This is a genomic window from Brachybacterium sp. YJGR34 (genome assembly GCF_003347015.1).
Taxonomy (GTDB): domain Bacteria; phylum Actinomycetota; class Actinomycetes; order Actinomycetales; family Dermabacteraceae; genus Brachybacterium.
In genome coordinates this window covers 12363-28259 of record NZ_PNFB01000006.1, presented here as the reverse complement: position 1 = coordinate 28259, position 15897 = coordinate 12363, and the positions used below count along the sequence as shown (strand labels likewise).

Sequence of the window (15897 nt, the reverse complement as noted above, 5' to 3'; positions counted from 1 at the left end):
GAGGAATCAAGTTCAGAGAGAGGGAGAGCGCCGAGCCCACAAGCGTGCGGCAACGATGAGCGCGAGCCCGACGACCGTGAGAGCAGCGCCGACGACGGTCGGGCTGACCAGCCCGTATCCGGCGGCGATCGCTGCGCCGGCGAGGCTGACGCCAATCGTGTTGCCGAGGTTGAAGGCGGCGATGTTCGTCGCCGACGCCAGGGTCGCGGCCCCGGCCGCGTGACGCATCACCCGTGCCTGCAGGCCCGGAACGGTGGCGAAGCCGATCAGGCCGAGCAGGAACAGCAGGAGCGCCGTGAGCACCGGCATGCCGGAGACCGCTCCGAGGACGAGGATGACGACCGGCAGAAGGATCGAGAGCACGAGCACGGCGTTGTCGGCGTTCCTATCCGCGGCCTTGCCGCCGAGGATGTTGCCGAGGAAGAGGCCGGCCCCGAAGAGGACCAGCAGCCACGGGATCGCCGCGGCCGAGTAGCCGGTGACCTCGCGCAGCAGGGGCTCGATGTAGGTGAAGACGCCGAACATGCCGCCGAAGACCATGGCGGTCGTCAGCAGCGACACGAGCACCTGCGGACGGCCGAGCACACGGAACTGCTGCGCGACCGGGAGCTGGTCTTCTTCAGGCCGGGTCCTCGGCACGAGCGCGACGATCCCGGCGAGGGCGAGCACGCCGATGACGGAGATGATCCAGAACACCGCGCGCCAGCCGAGTTGCTGGCCCACGAGCGCGCCCGCGGGCACGCCGAGCACGTTCGCGATCGTCAGACCGGCGAACAGCGCGGCGACGGCGGATGCCTGCCTGCTCTTCGGCACCAGGGACGCGGCGAGCACCGCGCCGATGCCGAAGTAGCCGCCGTGTGCCAGGGCGGCCACGATCCGGCCGGCGAGCATGAGCTCGTAACTCGGTGCCCAGGCCGACAGCACGTTGCCGACGACGAAGAACCCCATGAGGAGCACCAGCGCGTGCTTCGGTGGCCGCTTCATCAGGAACGGCGTGATGACGAGCGCGCCGGGGACGACGGCGAGTGCGTAAGCACCCACGAGATGGCCGGCCGCAGTGATGCTGACACCGAGGTCCGTGGCGACCTCGGTGAGCAGTCCGGCAATGACGAACTCGGTCAGCCCGATGCCGAAGCCACCGACACTGAGCGCGAGCAGCGCGAGCGCCGTCCTGCGCCGCGGTGCAGCGCCGCGTCGGGAGTCTGTGCCGGTGGTGGGCTGAAGTGTCGTCGCCACAGCAGGTGGCCTCCTTGAGCAATCCGGGGGAACCGACCGGTCACAAGGAACGTGAACCGGTCATGCATCCACACTGCTCAAACCGCTGGCCGGCAGCCAGAACCCCCGATTGCCTAGCACCGGCAGGGACACCTTCCCGACCCAGTCGGAACGCTCGGCCGCCACGCGCTTCTCGCGAGCGCGTGAACGCCTGGTGAGTGCGAGACACCGTCGCTGAGACCCGATTAGCGTGGCGGGCCCCGTGGCCGCGTCGCCTCCTTGCCGAACGCCGCGGAGAACGGGCGACCGTGCGGTCTCAGGTGCGGTTCTTAGGCGTTGACCACGCGTCCGGCGTCGATGACGCTGCTGATGGCATCGCGCGATGCGGTGAGCGCTTCGATGGACGCCTCGATCCGGGCCTGCTCGCGCCGGAGGTCTTCGATGGTGTCGGAACAGATGGGAGCGAGACGGCCGGCACGGTCCGCCAGGCACGGCAGCACGGTGCGGATCGTCGCGGTGCTGAGGCCGGCGTCCAGCAACTGGCGGATGCGTCGGGCGACCTCGACATCCTGGTCGCTGTACTCGCGGTACCCCGAGCCGTTGCGCGCGGGCACCAGGAGCTCTTGCTCTTCGTAGTAGCGCAGCAGCCGCGCCGGGATGCCGGTGCCGTCCGTGACCTCCGAGATGCGCATGTGAGCGGCGACTCCTTCTGAACCATTTGCCTTCACATCGATGAGAAGGTTCAGCCTAGCAGTGTGAATGCCGAACAGTCTCCTCTCTCTTCCACCCGCACCCGACCCGGGCTGGTGCTGGCCGGTTTCGTGCTCCTGGTCTTCTGCACTGGCACGGCCGAGTACCTCGTCGCCGGGGTCCTGCCGCAGCTCGCGGCCGATCTCTCGGTGAGCGTCGCGGCCGCTGGGCAGACCGTGACCGCCTACGCCCTCGGCGTGGCGATCGGCGGGCCCATCGTCACCGTCCTCACCGCCCGGCTGCCGCGGAAGGGCCTCGCTCTGGGGCTGGGGGCAGTGTTCGTCGCGGGCATCGTGCTCACGGTGTTCGCCCCAACGTACGGGTGGGTGGTCGTCGGCCGGGTGGTCTCGGCGTGCAGCCAGGCCACCCTCTTCGCCATCGGGCTCACGACGGCGGCAGGGCTGATGGGGCCGGCCCGCCAGGGGCAAGCGATCGCGATCGTAAGCTCCGGTCTGACCGTCGCCACCGTGCTCGGCGTGCCGCTCGGGGCGTTGCTGGGCGGGACCACGAGTTGGCGGATCCCGTTCGTCATCGTCGCGGCCGCTGCCGTCGTGGGGGTGCTGCTGATCGCCGCCGCGATGCCGCGCACTGCCGCGCCGACCACCGGCGTGGGCGACGAGATCCGCACGCTGCTGCGCGGGCCGGTGCTGCTGGCGGTGGCCACGACGGTGATCGGCTTCGCCGGGGTCAGCGTGGTCTTCACCTACCTCGTGCCGCTGCTGTCCGAGGTGACCGGCATCGCCGCCGGCGTGATCCCGGCGCTGCTGCTGGCCTACGGGGTCGGCGGCTTCGCCGGGAACCTGATCGCCGGACGCCTCACCGATCTCTCGCTCGGCAAGACCCTGGTCAGGGTGTTCGTCGCACTGATCGTCACTCTGGCCGCGTTCCCGCTCGTCGCCGAGCACCCGGTCCCGATGGTCGTCGCAGTGCTGGTCCTCGGGCTGCTCTCGACCGCGACCATCGCCCCGCTGCAGTCGCTCGTGCTCCGTCACGCCGGTGCCGCGCCGACGCTGTCGCTGGCGGTGAACGTGGGGGCGTTCAACCTCGCCAACGCGATCGGCTCCGCACTCGGCGGACTCGGCGTCGCCGCGGGGCTGTTGCAGTGGGGCGGGTTCGGCGGAGCGGGCTTCGCAGCGCTCGGCCTGATCCTCACCGCACTCGCCCTCCGCGCCACTCCACGGCGTGACGCCAACATCTCTGCCACCACCGCGACGAAGGAGCACTGCCTGTGAAGACCGCAGCGATCACCGCCTACGGCGGCCCCGAAGTCCTGACCGTCCACGATGCACCGGCCCCGGAACCTGGACCAGGCGAAGCGCTGGTCGCGGTCGTCGCGTCGACGATCAATCCGGTCGACGTGAAGACCCGCATTCCCGGCACACCCCAGCGCGTCGGCCGGTTCCCGGCGGTGCTGGGCTGGGACATCGCCGGCATCGTGGTCACGGCACCTGCTGGTTCCGGCTGGGCACCCGGCGACCGGGTGATCACCATGCACCCGCCTGCGCCCGACGGGTCGGGCAGTTGGCAGCAGTACGCCGCGATCCCGGCGGAACGACTCGCCCCGGCACCCGAGTCAGTCGATCTGCCGACCGCTGCCACGCTGCCCCTGGCGGGGCTCACGGCCGATCAGGCCCTCAGGAGACTCGACCTCCACGCGGGCGAGCGGCTGCTGGTCACCGGAGCCGCGGGCGGCGTGGGCGGAATGGCCGTGCAGCTCGCCGCAGCAGCAGGGATCGAAGTGACCGCCCTGGTCTCGCGCCCGGAGCACGAATCAGCGGTGCTCGACCTCGGAGCCGCATCCGCGCACTCGAGTCCGGCGACGGCCGGCGAGTTCGACACGATCTTCGACGCCGCAGGGGTCTTCGACTACCCGAGGCTGCTGCGCGAGGGAGGCCGCCTCGTCACCGTCAGCGACGACACCATCCCCGCGGCGGTGGAACAACGCGCCTCCATGGCGGTGCACAACTACGTGCAGCACGATCGGCAGCGGCTCCGCGCACTCTCGGCCCTGGTGGACGCAGGCAAGATCACGCTACGGGTCGCAGACCTGTACCCACTGGCCGACATCGAACAGGCTCACCGGCGCGCCGAGGCCGGTGGTCTGCTCGGCAAGGTCGTCATCACGATGTAGACCAGTCAGAACGCGAGGGTCTCGTCGTGTCCCGGGAAGGAGAAGTCGCCGAGCTCCGCATGGGCGAGACTGGAGTGCATGACGGATCCGTTCGCACAGCCCGACGAGGCGTACCGGACCTGCGCCAAGTGCGGCCGGGACTGCGAGCCCATCCCGTTCTCGACCGACGACGGGATCCGGATCTCGTTCATCTGCCGCTGCACGGGACCCACACAGTCATCGACCCTTTCGAGGCGAAGCGCTGCACGGCAGCACGGGGTGGCGAGGTCAGGGCAGCGACTCCGCCGGGACGTCGCGAGCCGCACGCAACCGGAAAGGCCGGATCCTCACCTGGAGCAAGACGCCAACGCGGTCAGGTCCCCGCTGCCGCCAGGCGCGCAAGGTGATCCGTTCCTGTTGCCGACTGAAGACGACAGCGAAGTTCAGCGATCCGATGCGCATCCTGGTCACGAGGCGGCCCACCCGTCGACCAGGGCGTCGGCAGCGGCCCGGATCCTCGCCGCGAGAGCGACCGGGTCGTCATCGTCGAGGATCTCGACGGTGCGCTCGGCGTCGGCTGCCAGCTCGACGAGGACGGACACCTTCGGGTTCCGGTAGTCGGCGTCCTGGAGGACGAGGACCCGGCACGGATGGTCGTCGGGAAAGGCCAGATGCTCGACGGCGAGCATGGCGAGGTTCTTCGCGTGGCGCAGGCTCCCGGGCAGAGCGTCCCACCTCCACGTCGCTTCTGATGTCTCTGCGGTCATGCGTCCTCCTCGTCCGATCCCCAGCCCGAGCCCCCAGAACCGGCGGCCCGCCGCTGCGCGTGCTGGGCCGCCGCTCTCATGATCCGCCTGACGAGCTCCGGCGGGCAGCCGGCCATCTCCTCGTCGCTGGGGAGCCGGCCCTTCACGCACGCCCGGGTCAGCGCCGTGGTCTCCTCCACGGTCAACTCCCTGCCGAACGCGGTGACAGCCGCCTCGCGCATGTCCGTCCGGATCGATGCCAGGCGCTCGGCGCGGTCCAGAGCGGCGACGCTCCGCTCGACCTCGGCCTCCGAGATCGGCTGGGACAAGCGCTCCGCCTGCTGTGCGGCCAGCTGCCCGAAGATCCGGTCGAGGATCTCGCTGCGTTCGAATGCAGTCATGGCGGCGCTCCTCTCATCCACGACCAGCGTAAGCCGGGAGATGTCGGGGGTGAATTGGAGAATGGGGCGATGGTGGACGATCACGTGAGGGCGAGCCCGGTCAGCGGCGACCCGGCGGACTTGGCGAGGGTCATCGTGAAGCGGCCCGGCATGTACATGGGCGGGCCGGTGACGTTCGAGCGGGCGGCCGCCTACACGATCGGCGTCGAGATGGCCCTGATCGCCACGGACAGGGACCCGCCGCTGACCGAGGAGGACCACAGGCTGCTGCAGGAGCGTCCACGCGGACGGCGGTCGTTGGAGCAGGAGCTCGCGCACATCCGCCGCCTCGAGCCCCTGCTCGCGAAGCTCTTCACGGCCTTACAGGAGGAGTGACGCTGTCGGGTCCGGCTCAGCCCTCCTCCGCGCAGGCGTCCTCGAACTCCTTGAGCTCGTCGGCGACGTCGGCCGAGTAGCCGATCCCGTCGAAGTAGAGCGACTCGTAGCCCTCGGTCCAGTCGGCGGGCACCGGCATCGTCCGCACCGGGAAGAGCGGGACCGGCATCCCGTCGCAGCAGATCGTCGTCAACGAGGGGTCAGCCACTAGTCGCTCTATGGGTAGCGGACCGCCGGATCCTGCGGTCGGAGGGCACCTTGTCGTCAGGATCGTCGGGCGCTGCCTCTCATCGACGCAGGGACACCGATGCTCGGCCCGCGACACGATTGCAGCAACCCCGTTCCGCTGGCGCAGACATGCCAGGATCATGAGATGACCGACCTGCTGCACGAAGCCTGCTCTCGACTGGACGTCGCACCCGCGCGCGCCCTCGTGCAGGGCGGGCAGAAGCAGGTCCATGTCGTGACGCACGCCGACGGCACCGAGAGCGTGCTCAAACTCATCGACCTTGGTCTGGCTGCGGACCCGGCGGCGCTCGAGCGCGCTCGGCGCGAGGTCGATCTACTCAAGAGCGTCAACCACCCCAACGTGGTCGCCGTCAGCTCGGACCTGCAGCTGCTCGGCGACCCGCCCGTGGCGGTTTTCTGGCTCGAGGAGCTCCTCGACGGCTCCGACCTGCGCTACTGCGGATCGGGGTGGCCTTCGGAGCACCTGCTCGCGCTGGGACGGGACGTGGCGGCCGGACTCGGCGCGCTGCACAAGAAGAAGGTCATCCACCGCGACCTCAGTCCTGGCAACGTCCAGCGGCTCGCGTCCGGGAAGTTCGTGGTGATGGACCCCGGCTTCGCGAAGCACACTCTCCGGAGCGGGCTGACCGTCGGCGGCCAGCCCGGCACCCGCGGTTTCATGACGCCGGAGCACCTCCAGGCGTACTCCGGCTCTCCCACGGCAGCGTCCGACGTCTTCGGGTGCTGCGCCCTGGTCTACCTGGCGGCCACCGGCCATCCGCCCGTCCCCTACAAGGGTGACGACTACGAGTACCTCCAGCGCCTGCGGACCGCGCAACACATACCACTGCAGGACGCGCGCCCGGACCTCCCCGACGGCCTGGTCGCGGTCGTGGAGCGGGGGCTCCACCCCCAGCCCGCACGGCGGTACCGCAACGGCGACGCGCTGCAGCGCGCGTTCGAGGCGGCGTGATGGGAGTCTTCCTCGGCGACACGGCCCGCAACACGCTGGTCAAGTGGGCCACGAGCGCCATACGAGGCGGGTACGCGACCGGCGCATACCTGTCGCCTTTCACCTCCCCGCGCCTGGCCAACGGTTTCAAGCGCTCGGCGCAGGACACGTCCGAACAGATCCGAGCGGCCGGCGGCGAGTTCTGGTTCGACCCGATGACCTATGCGCTGAGCATGCCCCGCGCCGGCGACTTCCGGCACTACGACACATGGGACCTCTGGGGCGGCGCACGAGGCGACGTGTCGTCGCGCCCTGCCATGCGTGACCACATCGACCGGGTCTACGCGATTCAGAGGGAGCTCTCCAGCCCCCTCCTCGCCTCCTCCTTGCTGGTGTCCTACCCCGACACGCCCGCGAGCCAGCGCGCGCTCGAGTTCAGCCAGGAGGCCATGGACGCAGAGCCCGCCGCGTGGCTCACCGTTGCTGGGGACCAGCAGTTCTGGGGTGCCGGCGCGGAGCTCGACGCCCACGTCGGTGCGCTGGACCAGCTCGAACCGGCTGGCTGGCTGCTCGCCGTGACGCGGTCGGACAACGCGATGCCGCCCGGCGCGACCGCCGAAGAGGTGTACGGCATGATGCGCACGACCTTCGCGCTCAGCCAGGACCGTCCTGTGCGCGTCGCCTTCGGCGACATTGCGGCGCTGCCCGCAGTGGCCGCCGGAGCGGAGGCGGTCGGGACCGGGTGGGACATCCGTCAGCGCATCTGCGCCTACCAGGACTTCGAGGAGCGCGAAGGCGATCAGAACGGGGGCGGCTGGTACCAGCGCCCGACCCTCGGCGGGCTCATGGGCGGGCTCTCCAACCGCGAGTACTCCGTGTTGTCCTCGGAGAAACAAGCTCTGGCCGCGCGGCTTACACCCGGCACCATCGGCCCCAAGCCGGAGCAGGCGTTCCAGCACCACGCCTCGATCCTCACGACGATCGTCGACGAGCTGAACGGATTGACCGGCCGCGACCGGATCGCCGCCTTGCGACGCCGCTACACGGAGGCTCGTCCCGAATGGCAGGAAGTGAAACGGATCACTGGCGCGCCGATCGGCCCCGACCGCTGGATCAAGCCATTCCTTGACGGACTCGAACTCTTCGCCGCGTCAGAGGGCTGGAGCTGAGGACGCCGTAGCGGCGTACAAATGCTCGAAGCCCCAGAGGCGCTTCGCCGGCGCGGGACGCCTCGCGCGCGGCCTGACGACCCATCCTGAGGACGAATAGAGTCCCGCTCCGTCGTGCGCGACCCGCTCCGCGGCACGACGCACTGCCACCGGACCGACATCCCCCAGGAGCACAACGTAGTTATCGGCCCAGGAGCGATACGCGCGGCCCTGGAGAACCGCCTTCTGCCAGTCCTTCACCTTCGCTTCCAGGGCGAACACTGATCCTCGCGGCACCAACGCCGGGTTCACCCTGTGCGCGCCGCCGGGGGTCTTCTCCACTGCGCCCGCGCTCTGAAGACGGCTCAGCACCGGCTCGAGAGCCGCCGGCGACCACCCCACTCGCCGAGCGATCGTCGCCGACGACAGCGCCTGTCCCGGGTGCAGCACCGCCAGCACCGAGCAGTCGGCCTCGGCGAGAAGCGGCTGGACGCCCGCAGCACCGCGCGCTTCGAGCCAGTCCCGCCCTCCGGCCAGAGCGATGAAGTCGGGCAGGCCCAAGGGACTGGGCATCTCGGGGATGAGCAACACCTCGCCGGCGGTGCCTGGGAGCGAAGCCGCGGCAGGTTCAGCGAGGTCGTGCAGGATCAACTCGGCCTGGGGTTCGAACCTGCGTCCGCCAAGAGACGAGATCGGAGCCACGACTGTCACGTTGCGCACGGTCATGGCCTCCCACTTCTTTGAATCAAACTCCGTACGGCCGAGCGCTCTGCACTTCCGCCAGTGGCAAGCATGCGCATCCCACTCGATCATCCCGACGACGACAGACATCACATCCGCCTGCGGGCTTCGACCCGTCCGTCAAACGTTCTATGAGTGCCGGAACTCGACCACGTCCCCATCCCGCATGACATAGTCCTTGCCCTCCATGCGGACCCAGCCCTTGGCCTTGGCCTCGGCCGTGGAGCCCGCCTCGATGAGGTGGTCGAAGGACACGATCTCCGCCTTGATGAAGCCGCGTTCGAAGTCCGTGTGGATGACGCCGGCGGCCTGCGGGGCGGTGGCGCCCTGCGGGATCGTCCAGGCGCGGGACTCCTTGGGGCCGGCGGTGAGGTAGGTCTGCAGGCCCAGGGTGTCGAAGCCGACGCGGGCCAGCTGCGCCAGGCCCGACTCCTCCTGGCCGGTGGACTCGAGCATCTCGGCGGCCTCGTCCTCGTCGAGCTCGATGAGCTCGGCCTCGAACTTCGCGTCGAGGAAGATCGCCTCGGCCGGGGCTACCAGGTTCCGCAGCGCCTGCTGGGAGGCGGTGTCCGCGAGGCCCTCCTCATCGGTGTTGAACACGTAGATGAAGGGCTTGGTGGTCATCAGCTGCAGCTCGCGCAGCGCGGTGACGTCGATGCCGGCCTCGTCGGCGCCCTGGTACAGGGTCCGGCCGGTCTCCAGCAGCGCCTTGGCCTTGGTGACGTTCTCGAGCACGGCGGAGTCGATGACCCCGCGCTTGGTCTCCTTCTCCAGGCGCTGCATCGAGTTCTCGATGGTCTGGAGATCGGCGAGGATCAGCTCGGTGGTGATGGTCTCCATGTCCCCGGAAGGATCGGTGGAGCCGTCGACACGGGTCACGTCGGGATCGCTGAAGGCGCGGGTGACCTGGCAGATCGCGTCCGCCTCGCGGATGTTGGCGAGGAACTTGTTGCCCAGGCCCTCTCCCTCGCTGGCACCCTTGACGATCCCGGCGATGTCCACGAAGGACACGGTCGCGGGGACCAGCTTCTCGCTGCCGAACACCTCGGCGAGCTTCCCCAGCCGCGGATCGGGCAGCGGGACCACGCCGACGTTGGGGTCGATGGTCGCGAACGGGTAGTTCGCGGCGAGGACCTCGGCGCGGGTGAGAGCGTTGAACAGGGTGGACTTGCCGACGTTGGGCAGCCCGACGATTCCGATAGTAAGTGCCACGGGAGGTGAGTCTACGGGGACCGGCGCCGCGCCACCTGTCGACATCGGGTGAGATCACCGACCTCGCGAGGTCGGAGCCCGGAGGCCTCGGGGACCGCCGCCTCGATCAGGGCGAGCAGTCCGCACGCGCTGATCTCGCGCACCGCGGTGTCATCGCTGGTCCGCTCCGGCGTGACCATCGCGAAGACCGCCTGATCCGGACAGGTTCCCTGCCTGCCAGAGACAACGATTCCGTCGCGCTCCGGCGCTGGCCACAGTTCCCTGCCTAGGGTGGAGCCATGAGCGCGCCCTGGTCCCCGCCTCCATCCACGCCCCCGCCCCGCAGCAAGGCGCCATGGATCATCGGCGGTGCGTGCTGCACGCTCCTCGCGCTCGCCCTGGTGGTGGCGACAGTGCTCGGGGCGGTGTGGTTCCTCGCGCTCCGCGAGACGCCGATGGACGTCGTCACCCGCTATCTCACCGCGTGGGAGGCCGAGGACTGCGAGACCTACGAGGAGGTCACCACGGAGCCCTTCCGCGGGGAGGACTACACCTGCGAACAGTGGCAGGAGACCGTCCGCTACTGGCCGGAGAACGACTACTCCTTCGAGCACGAGCTGGCCGAGGGCGATCTCCGCGGGGACCGGGCGACCGTGCGCGTCACCGAGACGCTGATCCACCCGGATGTCACCGAGCGCCAGGTCTACGACGTCGTGCTGACGAAGCAGAACGGTTCCTGGCTCATCCACACCACGCGAGTGGTCGAGGAGCTCGAGCGGATCTGACCTCCCGCCCGGTGCCGCCGCGGGCGACATCCCGGGCGTGGCGCTCCCCGCCTGTCACACCCCCGTGGTGTGCTGTGACCATGAGCGGAACACCATTGCTGCTGCTGGGACTGGTCCTGGGGATCGTGCTCGGCGCAGGGGCGACCTGGATGCTGATGAGAGAGCGCGCCCGGGCGGACGCGGCACGGCTGCGCACCGACGCGGAGACGTCGGGCCAGCTGCTGCGCCTGGCCGATGAGCGCTACGAGCGCGACACCGCCCGCCGCGATGCCGCAGAGGAGGAGCGGGAGGCGGAGCTGCAGCGCACCCTCGCGCCGATCACCGCGACCCTCTCCCACCTCGAGCGCTCCCTCGCCCGCTCGGAGGCCGCCCGGATCGACGCCGAGGCCGCCCTGCGCACCCACCTGGCGCAGCTGGCGCAGCGCGCGCAGTCCCTCGAGTCCGGCACCGCGGCGCTGACCACGGCGCTGCGCGCCCCCACCGCCCGCGGCCGCTGGGGCGAGGTCCAGCTGCGCCGGATCGTCGAGGCCGCGGGAATGCTCGAGCACGTGGACTTCAGCGAGCAGCTCGCCGGGACACGGGCCGACGGGACCGCGGGGCAGCGCCCGGACCTCGTCGTCCACCTCTCCGGGGACCGGCACGTGGTGATCGACGCGAAGGCCCCGATGGACGCCTATCTCGACGCGACCGAGGAGCAGGATCCCGCCCGCGCCGCGGCCCGGCGGAAGGCACACGCCAAGGCGCTGCGCCACCACGTCGGCGTCATCTCCTCCAAGGCCTACTGGAAGGCGCTGGGCGACACCCCGGAGTTCACGGTCCTGTTCGTGCCCAGCGACGGCGTGCTCGCCGCCGCCCTGGAGACGGACCCCACGTTGCTGGACGACGCCTTCGGTCGGGACGTGGTCATCGCCTCCCCCGCCACGCTGGTCGCCCTGCTGCGCACCGTCGCGCACACCTGGCGCACCGATGCCCTGAACCGCGACGCCCGGGAGGTGCTCGACGCCGGCCGGGAACTGCACCACCGCCTCGGGACCTTCACCAGCCACCTGGGGAAGGTGGGCCGCTCACTCGACTCCTCGGTGGCGGCGTTCAACGACGCCGTCGGCTCCCTGCAATCGCGCGTGATGGTCACCGCGCGGCGCTTCGAGGACCTGGGCCTGACGGGGACGGCGATCGACGAGGTCGAGCAGCTCACGCGCCGCGCCCGCACCCTCGAGGATGAGGAGATCGCCGACCTCGCCGGCGGCGCGGAGCCCGCTCCGCGCCGCGTGGATCGAGCCGGCTGAGCCGCGCCGGAGGGTCCCTGCGGGAACGCCCCCTCGCGCGGCCGCCGGCACGCCGCACGCGCCTGATCAGCCCTCGGCCCCCGGCCCGTCGGCGTCCGGTAGTCGCGCCTCGATCCCCGCGATGATCAGGTCGATGCCGAGATCGAACTCGCCGTCGACCGTGACGTCGCCGCCTTCGATCACGGGCGCCTCCGCACCCTCTGCGGCGGCGGCCTGTGCTGCGTCGGCCGCATAGAGCCACGCGATATGGGGGAAGCGCGCCGGGGTGATCACGCCGGCGAGCAGCTCGGCCCCGGTGCCGGTGGTGGTCATCGCGCCCTCCGCGGCGAGCGACAGCTCGAGCTCGACCATCGAGGACGCCAGCTGCGAGATCACCAGGATCACGCCGACCTTCGTGTCCAGCGAGAGGTCGAGCTCCTCGAGGGCGGACATCCCCAGGTCGGCGGCACGCACCGAGTTCGGCATCAGCAGCGAGGTCTGACCCCGCGGCACCGCCAGCACCCAGGGATGCGCGCGGTACGCGTCACGGACCAGGTTCGCCCACGCGCGCAGCCGCTCGCGCCACGGGAGGGGGAGCTTGACCTTCGCCGGGATCTGCAGCGCGGAGTCCTGCATGAGGCGCAGCAACTCGTCCTTGTTGGCGACGTACCGGTACAGGGACATGGTGGTGAATCCCAGGGAGGCCGCCACGGCCTGCATGGTCACGGCGCCGATCCCCTCGGCGTCCGCGATCTCGATCGCCGCGGCGATGATCCGCTCGTGGCTCAGCCCGCGGCTGGGTCCCCGCTGCGGCGCCTCGTCCATCCCCCACGCGATCATCACGGCCCGCGGCAGGCCGGTCTCGTTGTTCTCCGCCATGCGCTCAGTGTTCCATCCCCTCTGCCGAGGCGTGCACCACAGCCCTTGACGGCCACCGCGTAACTGGTACACAGTAGATGCCGTACACAGTCTACGGCGCACACAGTGCCATTCCGGAAGGGCTCCCATGACCACCACCGACGCTCCGCTGATCGAGATCCGGGGGCTGCGCAAGTCCTACCGCGAGCACACCGTGCTCGACGGGCTCGACCTCACGCTGCCGCCGGGCGTCCATGCCCTGCTCGGCCCGAACGGGGCGGGCAAGTCCACCCTGATCAAGATCCTCTCCACGCTGCTGCCCGCCGATGCCGGCACCGTCTCCGTCCTGGGGCTCGACCCCCGCCGCGACCGCCGCCGGCTCCAGGGCCTGATCACGCTGACCGGCCAGTTCGCGGCGGTCGACGGGAAGCTCAGCGGGATGGAGAACCTGGTGATGATCGGGCAGCTGTTCGGCCTTCCCGCGGCGACCGCCCGCCGGCGCGCCCTGGATCTCCTGGAGCGCTTCGACCTGCTGGCCGCGAAGGACCGCCGGGCCGCGACTCTCTCCGGCGGCATGCGGCGCAAGCTCGACATCGCCGCGGGCCTGATCAGCCGCCCACGGCTGGTCTACCTCGACGAGCCGACCACCGGGCTCGACACCCGCAGTCGTCAGGTGCTGTGGAACGAGATCGGCGAGCTCGCCGAGAACGGGACCTCGATCCTGCTGACCACCCAGTACCTCGAGGAGGCCGACGCCCTGGCCGATCAGATCCGGGTCCTGCACGAGGGGCGGATCGTCGCCGGCGGCACCGCGACGGAGCTCAAGGCCCTGGTGGGAGGGACCGTGATCCGGGTCCACGACCAGGACGGGTCCGTGCTCGAGGACGTGCCCACCACCGGCACCACCGCGGATCTCGCTCGCCAGCTCGCCGAGATCTCCGCGCGCCGTCCCCACACCACCGCGACCCTCCATCGCCCCACCCTCGACGACGTCTTCCTGCATCTCACCGGCACCCGGGCCCGCTCCGACGAGCAGTCCACGCTCGAGCACACGCTCGCCGCGCCCGTCGGCTGACACCGCCCGCACCACCCGAGCACCTCACGACCACCAAGGACCGGAGCCATGACCCTCATCGAGACCGCCGGAGATCCCGGCACCGCCCCGCACCACCCCTCCCCCGATCACCGCCCGGCCCCTGCCGGCGCCGGCGCCCTCACGGGCCTGCGCGTGCTGTCCTGGCGCAGCCTGCGCCATTCGTTCCGCGACCCGGAGTCGGTGCTCATGGCCGTGCTGCTGCCGGTGATGATGATGCTGATCTTCGTCTTCGTCCTCGGCGGGGCGGTCACCACCGACGGCGGCGCCCCCTCGCGCGCCGAGTACCTCTCCTACGTGCTGCCCGCGATCGCCCTGACCGCCGCCGGCTTCGGCGCGTCCTTCACCGCGGTGGTGGTCAGCAATGACATGACCACCGGCCTGATCGACCGCCTGCGCACCATGCCGTTCCCCGCGGTGACGCTCCTGCTGGGCCACACCGTCGCCTCGATGGTGCGGAATCTGCTGGCCACCGTGGTGGTGGTGCTCGTCGCCCTGGCCGTCGGCTTCCGCACCGAGGCCTCGGCAATGCAGCTGCTGGGCTCCCTGGGCCTCATCGCCCTGTGGATCCTCGTCATCACGGTGGTCTTCGCGACCCTCGGCATGCTCGCGGGCTCCGCGGAGGCAGCCAGCGGCTACGGGTTCATCCTGCTGTTCCTGCCCTACCTCTCCAGCGGCTTCGCCCCGGTGGAGTCGATGCCCTCCTGGCTGCAGGCCTTCGCCGCGCATCAGCCGATGACCCCGCTGATCGACGCCTCCCGGGCGCTGCTGACGGGGAGCGCTCCCGGTCAGGACGCCGTGGTGGCCGTGCTGTGGTGCGCGGGCTTCCTCGTCCTGGCCGTCGGCGTGGCCGCGTACGTCTTCCCGCGCCGCACCTCGCGCTGAAGGGTGCCGCGGCACCTCGGCCGGCGGTCATCCGACCGCCGGCCGAGGTGCGCTCAGGACTCGGCGGTGGCGTGGCGCCCGGAGGGGCGCTGGCGGCGATCGGACTCGCCCTTCTCCTTCATCGACTGCCGCAGCTCGCGCGGCAGGGAGAACATGAGGTCCTCGGTCGCGGTGCGGACGGGCTCCACGGCGCCGTAGCCGCGCTCGGCGAGCTCGGCCAGCAGCTGCTGGACCAGGATCTCCGGGACCGAGGCGCCGGAGGTGACGCCGACGGTCTCCACGCCCTCGAACCACTCCTCCTGCAGCTCGACGACGGAGTCGATGCGGTGGGAGGCCTTCGCGCCGGCCTCGAGCGCCACCTCCATCAGCCGCACGGAGTTCGAGGAGTTCGGGGAGCCGACGACGAGCACCAGATCGGACTGCGGCGCGATCTTCTTGACCGCGACCTGCCGGTTCTGGGTGGCGTAGCAGATGTCGTCGCTGGGCGGTGCCTGCAGCTGCGGGAAGCGCTCGCGCAGCTTGTCCACCGTCTCCATGGTCTCGTCGACGCTGAGCGTGGTCTGCGAGAGCCACACGACCTTCTCCGGGTCGCGCACCGTGACGTCGCCGACGGCATCGGGCGAGTTGACGACCTGCACGTGATCGGGGGCCTCGCCGGCGGTGCCCTCGACCTCCTCGTGGCCGGTGTGGCCCACCAGCAGGATGTCGTAGTCCTCGCGGGCGAAGCGCACGGCCTCCTTGTGGACCTTGGTCACCAGCGGGCAGGTCGCGTCGATGGTGCGCAGGTTCCGCTCCTCGGCCATCTCCCGGACCTTCGGGGAGATGCCGTGGGCGGAGAAGATGACGAGCGAGCCCTCGGGCACCTCGTCGACCTCCTTGACGAAGACCGCGCCCTGCTCCCGCAGGCGGTCGACCACGAACTTGTTGTGGACGATCTCGTGGCGCACGTACACGGTCTCGTCGTAGTGCTCGAGGGCGCGCTCGACGGCGACCACGGCCCGGTCGACTCCCGCGCAGTATCCGCGCGGCTCGGCTAGAAGGACGGTTCCGTTGCTCACCGCTCCATCGTAGGAGCAGGGGCCGACGGGGTGCACGGGCGTGGGGGAAGACTCACCAACCCTCCACAGCGCCGCGGCGTCCACAGCGAGGGCGTG

The 15897-nt window shown here is 70.4% G+C and carries 19 protein-coding genes; 9 read left to right on the top strand and 10 right to left on the bottom strand.

Features of this window, described 5'->3' with window-relative positions; translation table 11 throughout:
- Positions 1-12: 12 nt before the first annotated feature.
- The gene (locus tag CXH06_RS07475; RefSeq protein ID WP_114854551.1) at positions 13-1236 is read right to left on the bottom strand and encodes an MFS transporter; all 1224 of its coding nucleotides are present in this window, start codon (positions 1234-1236) and stop codon (positions 13-15) included.
- 308 nt (positions 1237-1544) lie between these two features.
- Complete coding sequence (locus CXH06_RS07470) at positions 1545-1907, bottom strand: MerR family transcriptional regulator (protein ID WP_114854550.1); 363 nt, start codon at positions 1905-1907, stop codon at positions 1545-1547.
- Between the two features lie 63 nt (positions 1908-1970).
- Between CXH06_RS07470 and CXH06_RS07465 the strand changes: the two genes are divergently transcribed.
- Both CXH06_RS07465 and CXH06_RS07460 read left to right on the top strand, forming a co-directional pair.
- Positions 1971-3197, top strand: coding sequence for an MFS transporter (locus CXH06_RS07465; protein ID WP_114854549.1), 1227 nt, complete (start codon positions 1971-1973; stop codon positions 3195-3197).
- Positions 3194-4096: an NADP-dependent oxidoreductase gene (locus CXH06_RS07460; RefSeq protein ID WP_114854548.1), complete on the top strand. Its 903-nt coding sequence runs from the start codon at positions 3194-3196 to the stop codon at positions 4094-4096. The genes CXH06_RS07465 and CXH06_RS07460 overlap by 4 nt, the downstream gene beginning before the upstream one ends.
- Positions 4097-4101: 5 nt before the next feature.
- Here CXH06_RS07460 and CXH06_RS07455 read toward each other — a convergent pair whose 3' ends face one another.
- The 3 genes from CXH06_RS07455 to CXH06_RS07440 form a co-directional block, all read right to left on the bottom strand.
- The gene (locus tag CXH06_RS07455; RefSeq protein WP_157975653.1) at positions 4102-4287 is read right to left on the bottom strand and encodes a hypothetical protein; all 186 of its coding nucleotides are present in this window, start codon (positions 4285-4287) and stop codon (positions 4102-4104) included.
- A 255-nt stretch (positions 4288-4542) separates the two neighbouring features.
- Complete coding sequence (locus tag CXH06_RS07445; protein WP_157975652.1) at positions 4543-4842, bottom strand: hypothetical protein; 300 nt, start codon at positions 4840-4842, stop codon at positions 4543-4545.
- Entirely contained in the window at positions 4839-5222 is a 384-nt protein-coding gene (locus tag CXH06_RS07440) for a hypothetical protein (protein ID WP_114854544.1), read from the bottom strand. The genes CXH06_RS07445 and CXH06_RS07440 overlap by 4 nt, the downstream gene beginning before the upstream one ends.
- 69 nt (positions 5223-5291) lie before the next feature.
- Here CXH06_RS07440 and CXH06_RS07435 point away from each other — a divergent pair, with 69 nt between their 5' ends.
- Complete coding sequence (locus CXH06_RS07435; protein WP_114854543.1) at positions 5292-5597, top strand: hypothetical protein; 306 nt, start codon at positions 5292-5294, stop codon at positions 5595-5597.
- Positions 5598-5613: 16 nt separating this feature from the next.
- Here the strand turns inward: CXH06_RS07435 and CXH06_RS18325 are convergent, their stop codons facing one another.
- Positions 5614-5766: a hypothetical protein gene (locus CXH06_RS18325; protein ID WP_157975651.1), complete on the bottom strand. Its 153-nt coding sequence runs from the start codon at positions 5764-5766 to the stop codon at positions 5614-5616.
- A gap of 204 nt (positions 5767-5970) precedes the next feature.
- On the opposite strand from CXH06_RS18325, the gene CXH06_RS07430 reads away from it, so the two are divergent.
- Positions 5971-6798: a serine/threonine-protein kinase gene (locus tag CXH06_RS07430; protein ID WP_157975650.1), complete on the top strand. Its 828-nt coding sequence runs from the start codon at positions 5971-5973 to the stop codon at positions 6796-6798.
- Positions 6798-7946, top strand: a complete 1149-nt coding sequence (locus CXH06_RS07425) for a hypothetical protein (RefSeq protein WP_114854541.1) — start codon at positions 6798-6800, stop codon at positions 7944-7946. Before CXH06_RS07430 ends, CXH06_RS07425 begins: the two co-directional genes overlap by 1 nt.
- Here the strand turns inward: CXH06_RS07425 and CXH06_RS07420 are convergent.
- Both CXH06_RS07420 and ychF read right to left on the bottom strand, forming a co-directional pair.
- Complete coding sequence (locus CXH06_RS07420) at positions 7929-8651, bottom strand: hypothetical protein (RefSeq protein ID WP_157975649.1); 723 nt, start codon at positions 8649-8651, stop codon at positions 7929-7931. The two genes, CXH06_RS07425 and CXH06_RS07420, sit on opposite strands and share 18 nt — an antisense overlap.
- A 144-nt stretch (positions 8652-8795) precedes the next feature.
- Positions 8796-9878, bottom strand: a complete 1083-nt coding sequence (gene ychF / locus CXH06_RS07415; RefSeq protein ID WP_114854539.1) for a redox-regulated ATPase YchF — start codon at positions 9876-9878, stop codon at positions 8796-8798.
- Positions 9879-10156: 278 nt separating this feature from the next.
- Between ychF and CXH06_RS07410 the strand changes: the two genes are divergently transcribed.
- Together CXH06_RS07410 and CXH06_RS07405 are read left to right on the top strand one after the other, a co-directional pair.
- Positions 10157-10642, top strand: coding sequence for a hypothetical protein (locus CXH06_RS07410; protein WP_157975648.1), 486 nt, complete (start codon positions 10157-10159; stop codon positions 10640-10642).
- An 80-nt stretch (positions 10643-10722) separates the two neighbouring features.
- Positions 10723-11928 (top strand): DNA recombination protein RmuC, encoded by a 1206-nt coding sequence (locus CXH06_RS07405; protein WP_232820255.1) that lies wholly within the window; start codon positions 10723-10725, stop codon positions 11926-11928.
- 66 nt (positions 11929-11994) lie between these two features.
- Here the strand turns inward: CXH06_RS07405 and CXH06_RS07400 are convergent, their stop codons facing one another.
- Positions 11995-12786: a TetR/AcrR family transcriptional regulator gene (locus tag CXH06_RS07400; protein WP_198684041.1), complete on the bottom strand. Its 792-nt coding sequence runs from the start codon at positions 12784-12786 to the stop codon at positions 11995-11997.
- A 127-nt stretch (positions 12787-12913) separates the two neighbouring features.
- Here CXH06_RS07400 and CXH06_RS07395 point away from each other — a divergent pair, with 127 nt between their 5' ends.
- The gene (locus CXH06_RS07395; RefSeq protein ID WP_114854535.1) at positions 12914-13840 is read left to right on the top strand and encodes an ATP-binding cassette domain-containing protein; all 927 of its coding nucleotides are present in this window, start codon (positions 12914-12916) and stop codon (positions 13838-13840) included.
- Positions 13841-13888: 48 nt separating this feature from the next.
- Complete coding sequence (locus tag CXH06_RS07390) at positions 13889-14743, top strand: ABC transporter permease (protein ID WP_114854534.1); 855 nt, start codon at positions 13889-13891, stop codon at positions 14741-14743.
- A gap of 53 nt (positions 14744-14796) precedes the next feature.
- On the opposite strand, the gene CXH06_RS07385 is transcribed toward CXH06_RS07390, so the two are convergent.
- Positions 14797-15801, bottom strand: a complete 1005-nt coding sequence (locus CXH06_RS07385) for a 4-hydroxy-3-methylbut-2-enyl diphosphate reductase (protein WP_114854533.1) — start codon at positions 15799-15801, stop codon at positions 14797-14799.
- Between the last annotated feature and the right edge of the window lie 96 nt (positions 15802-15897).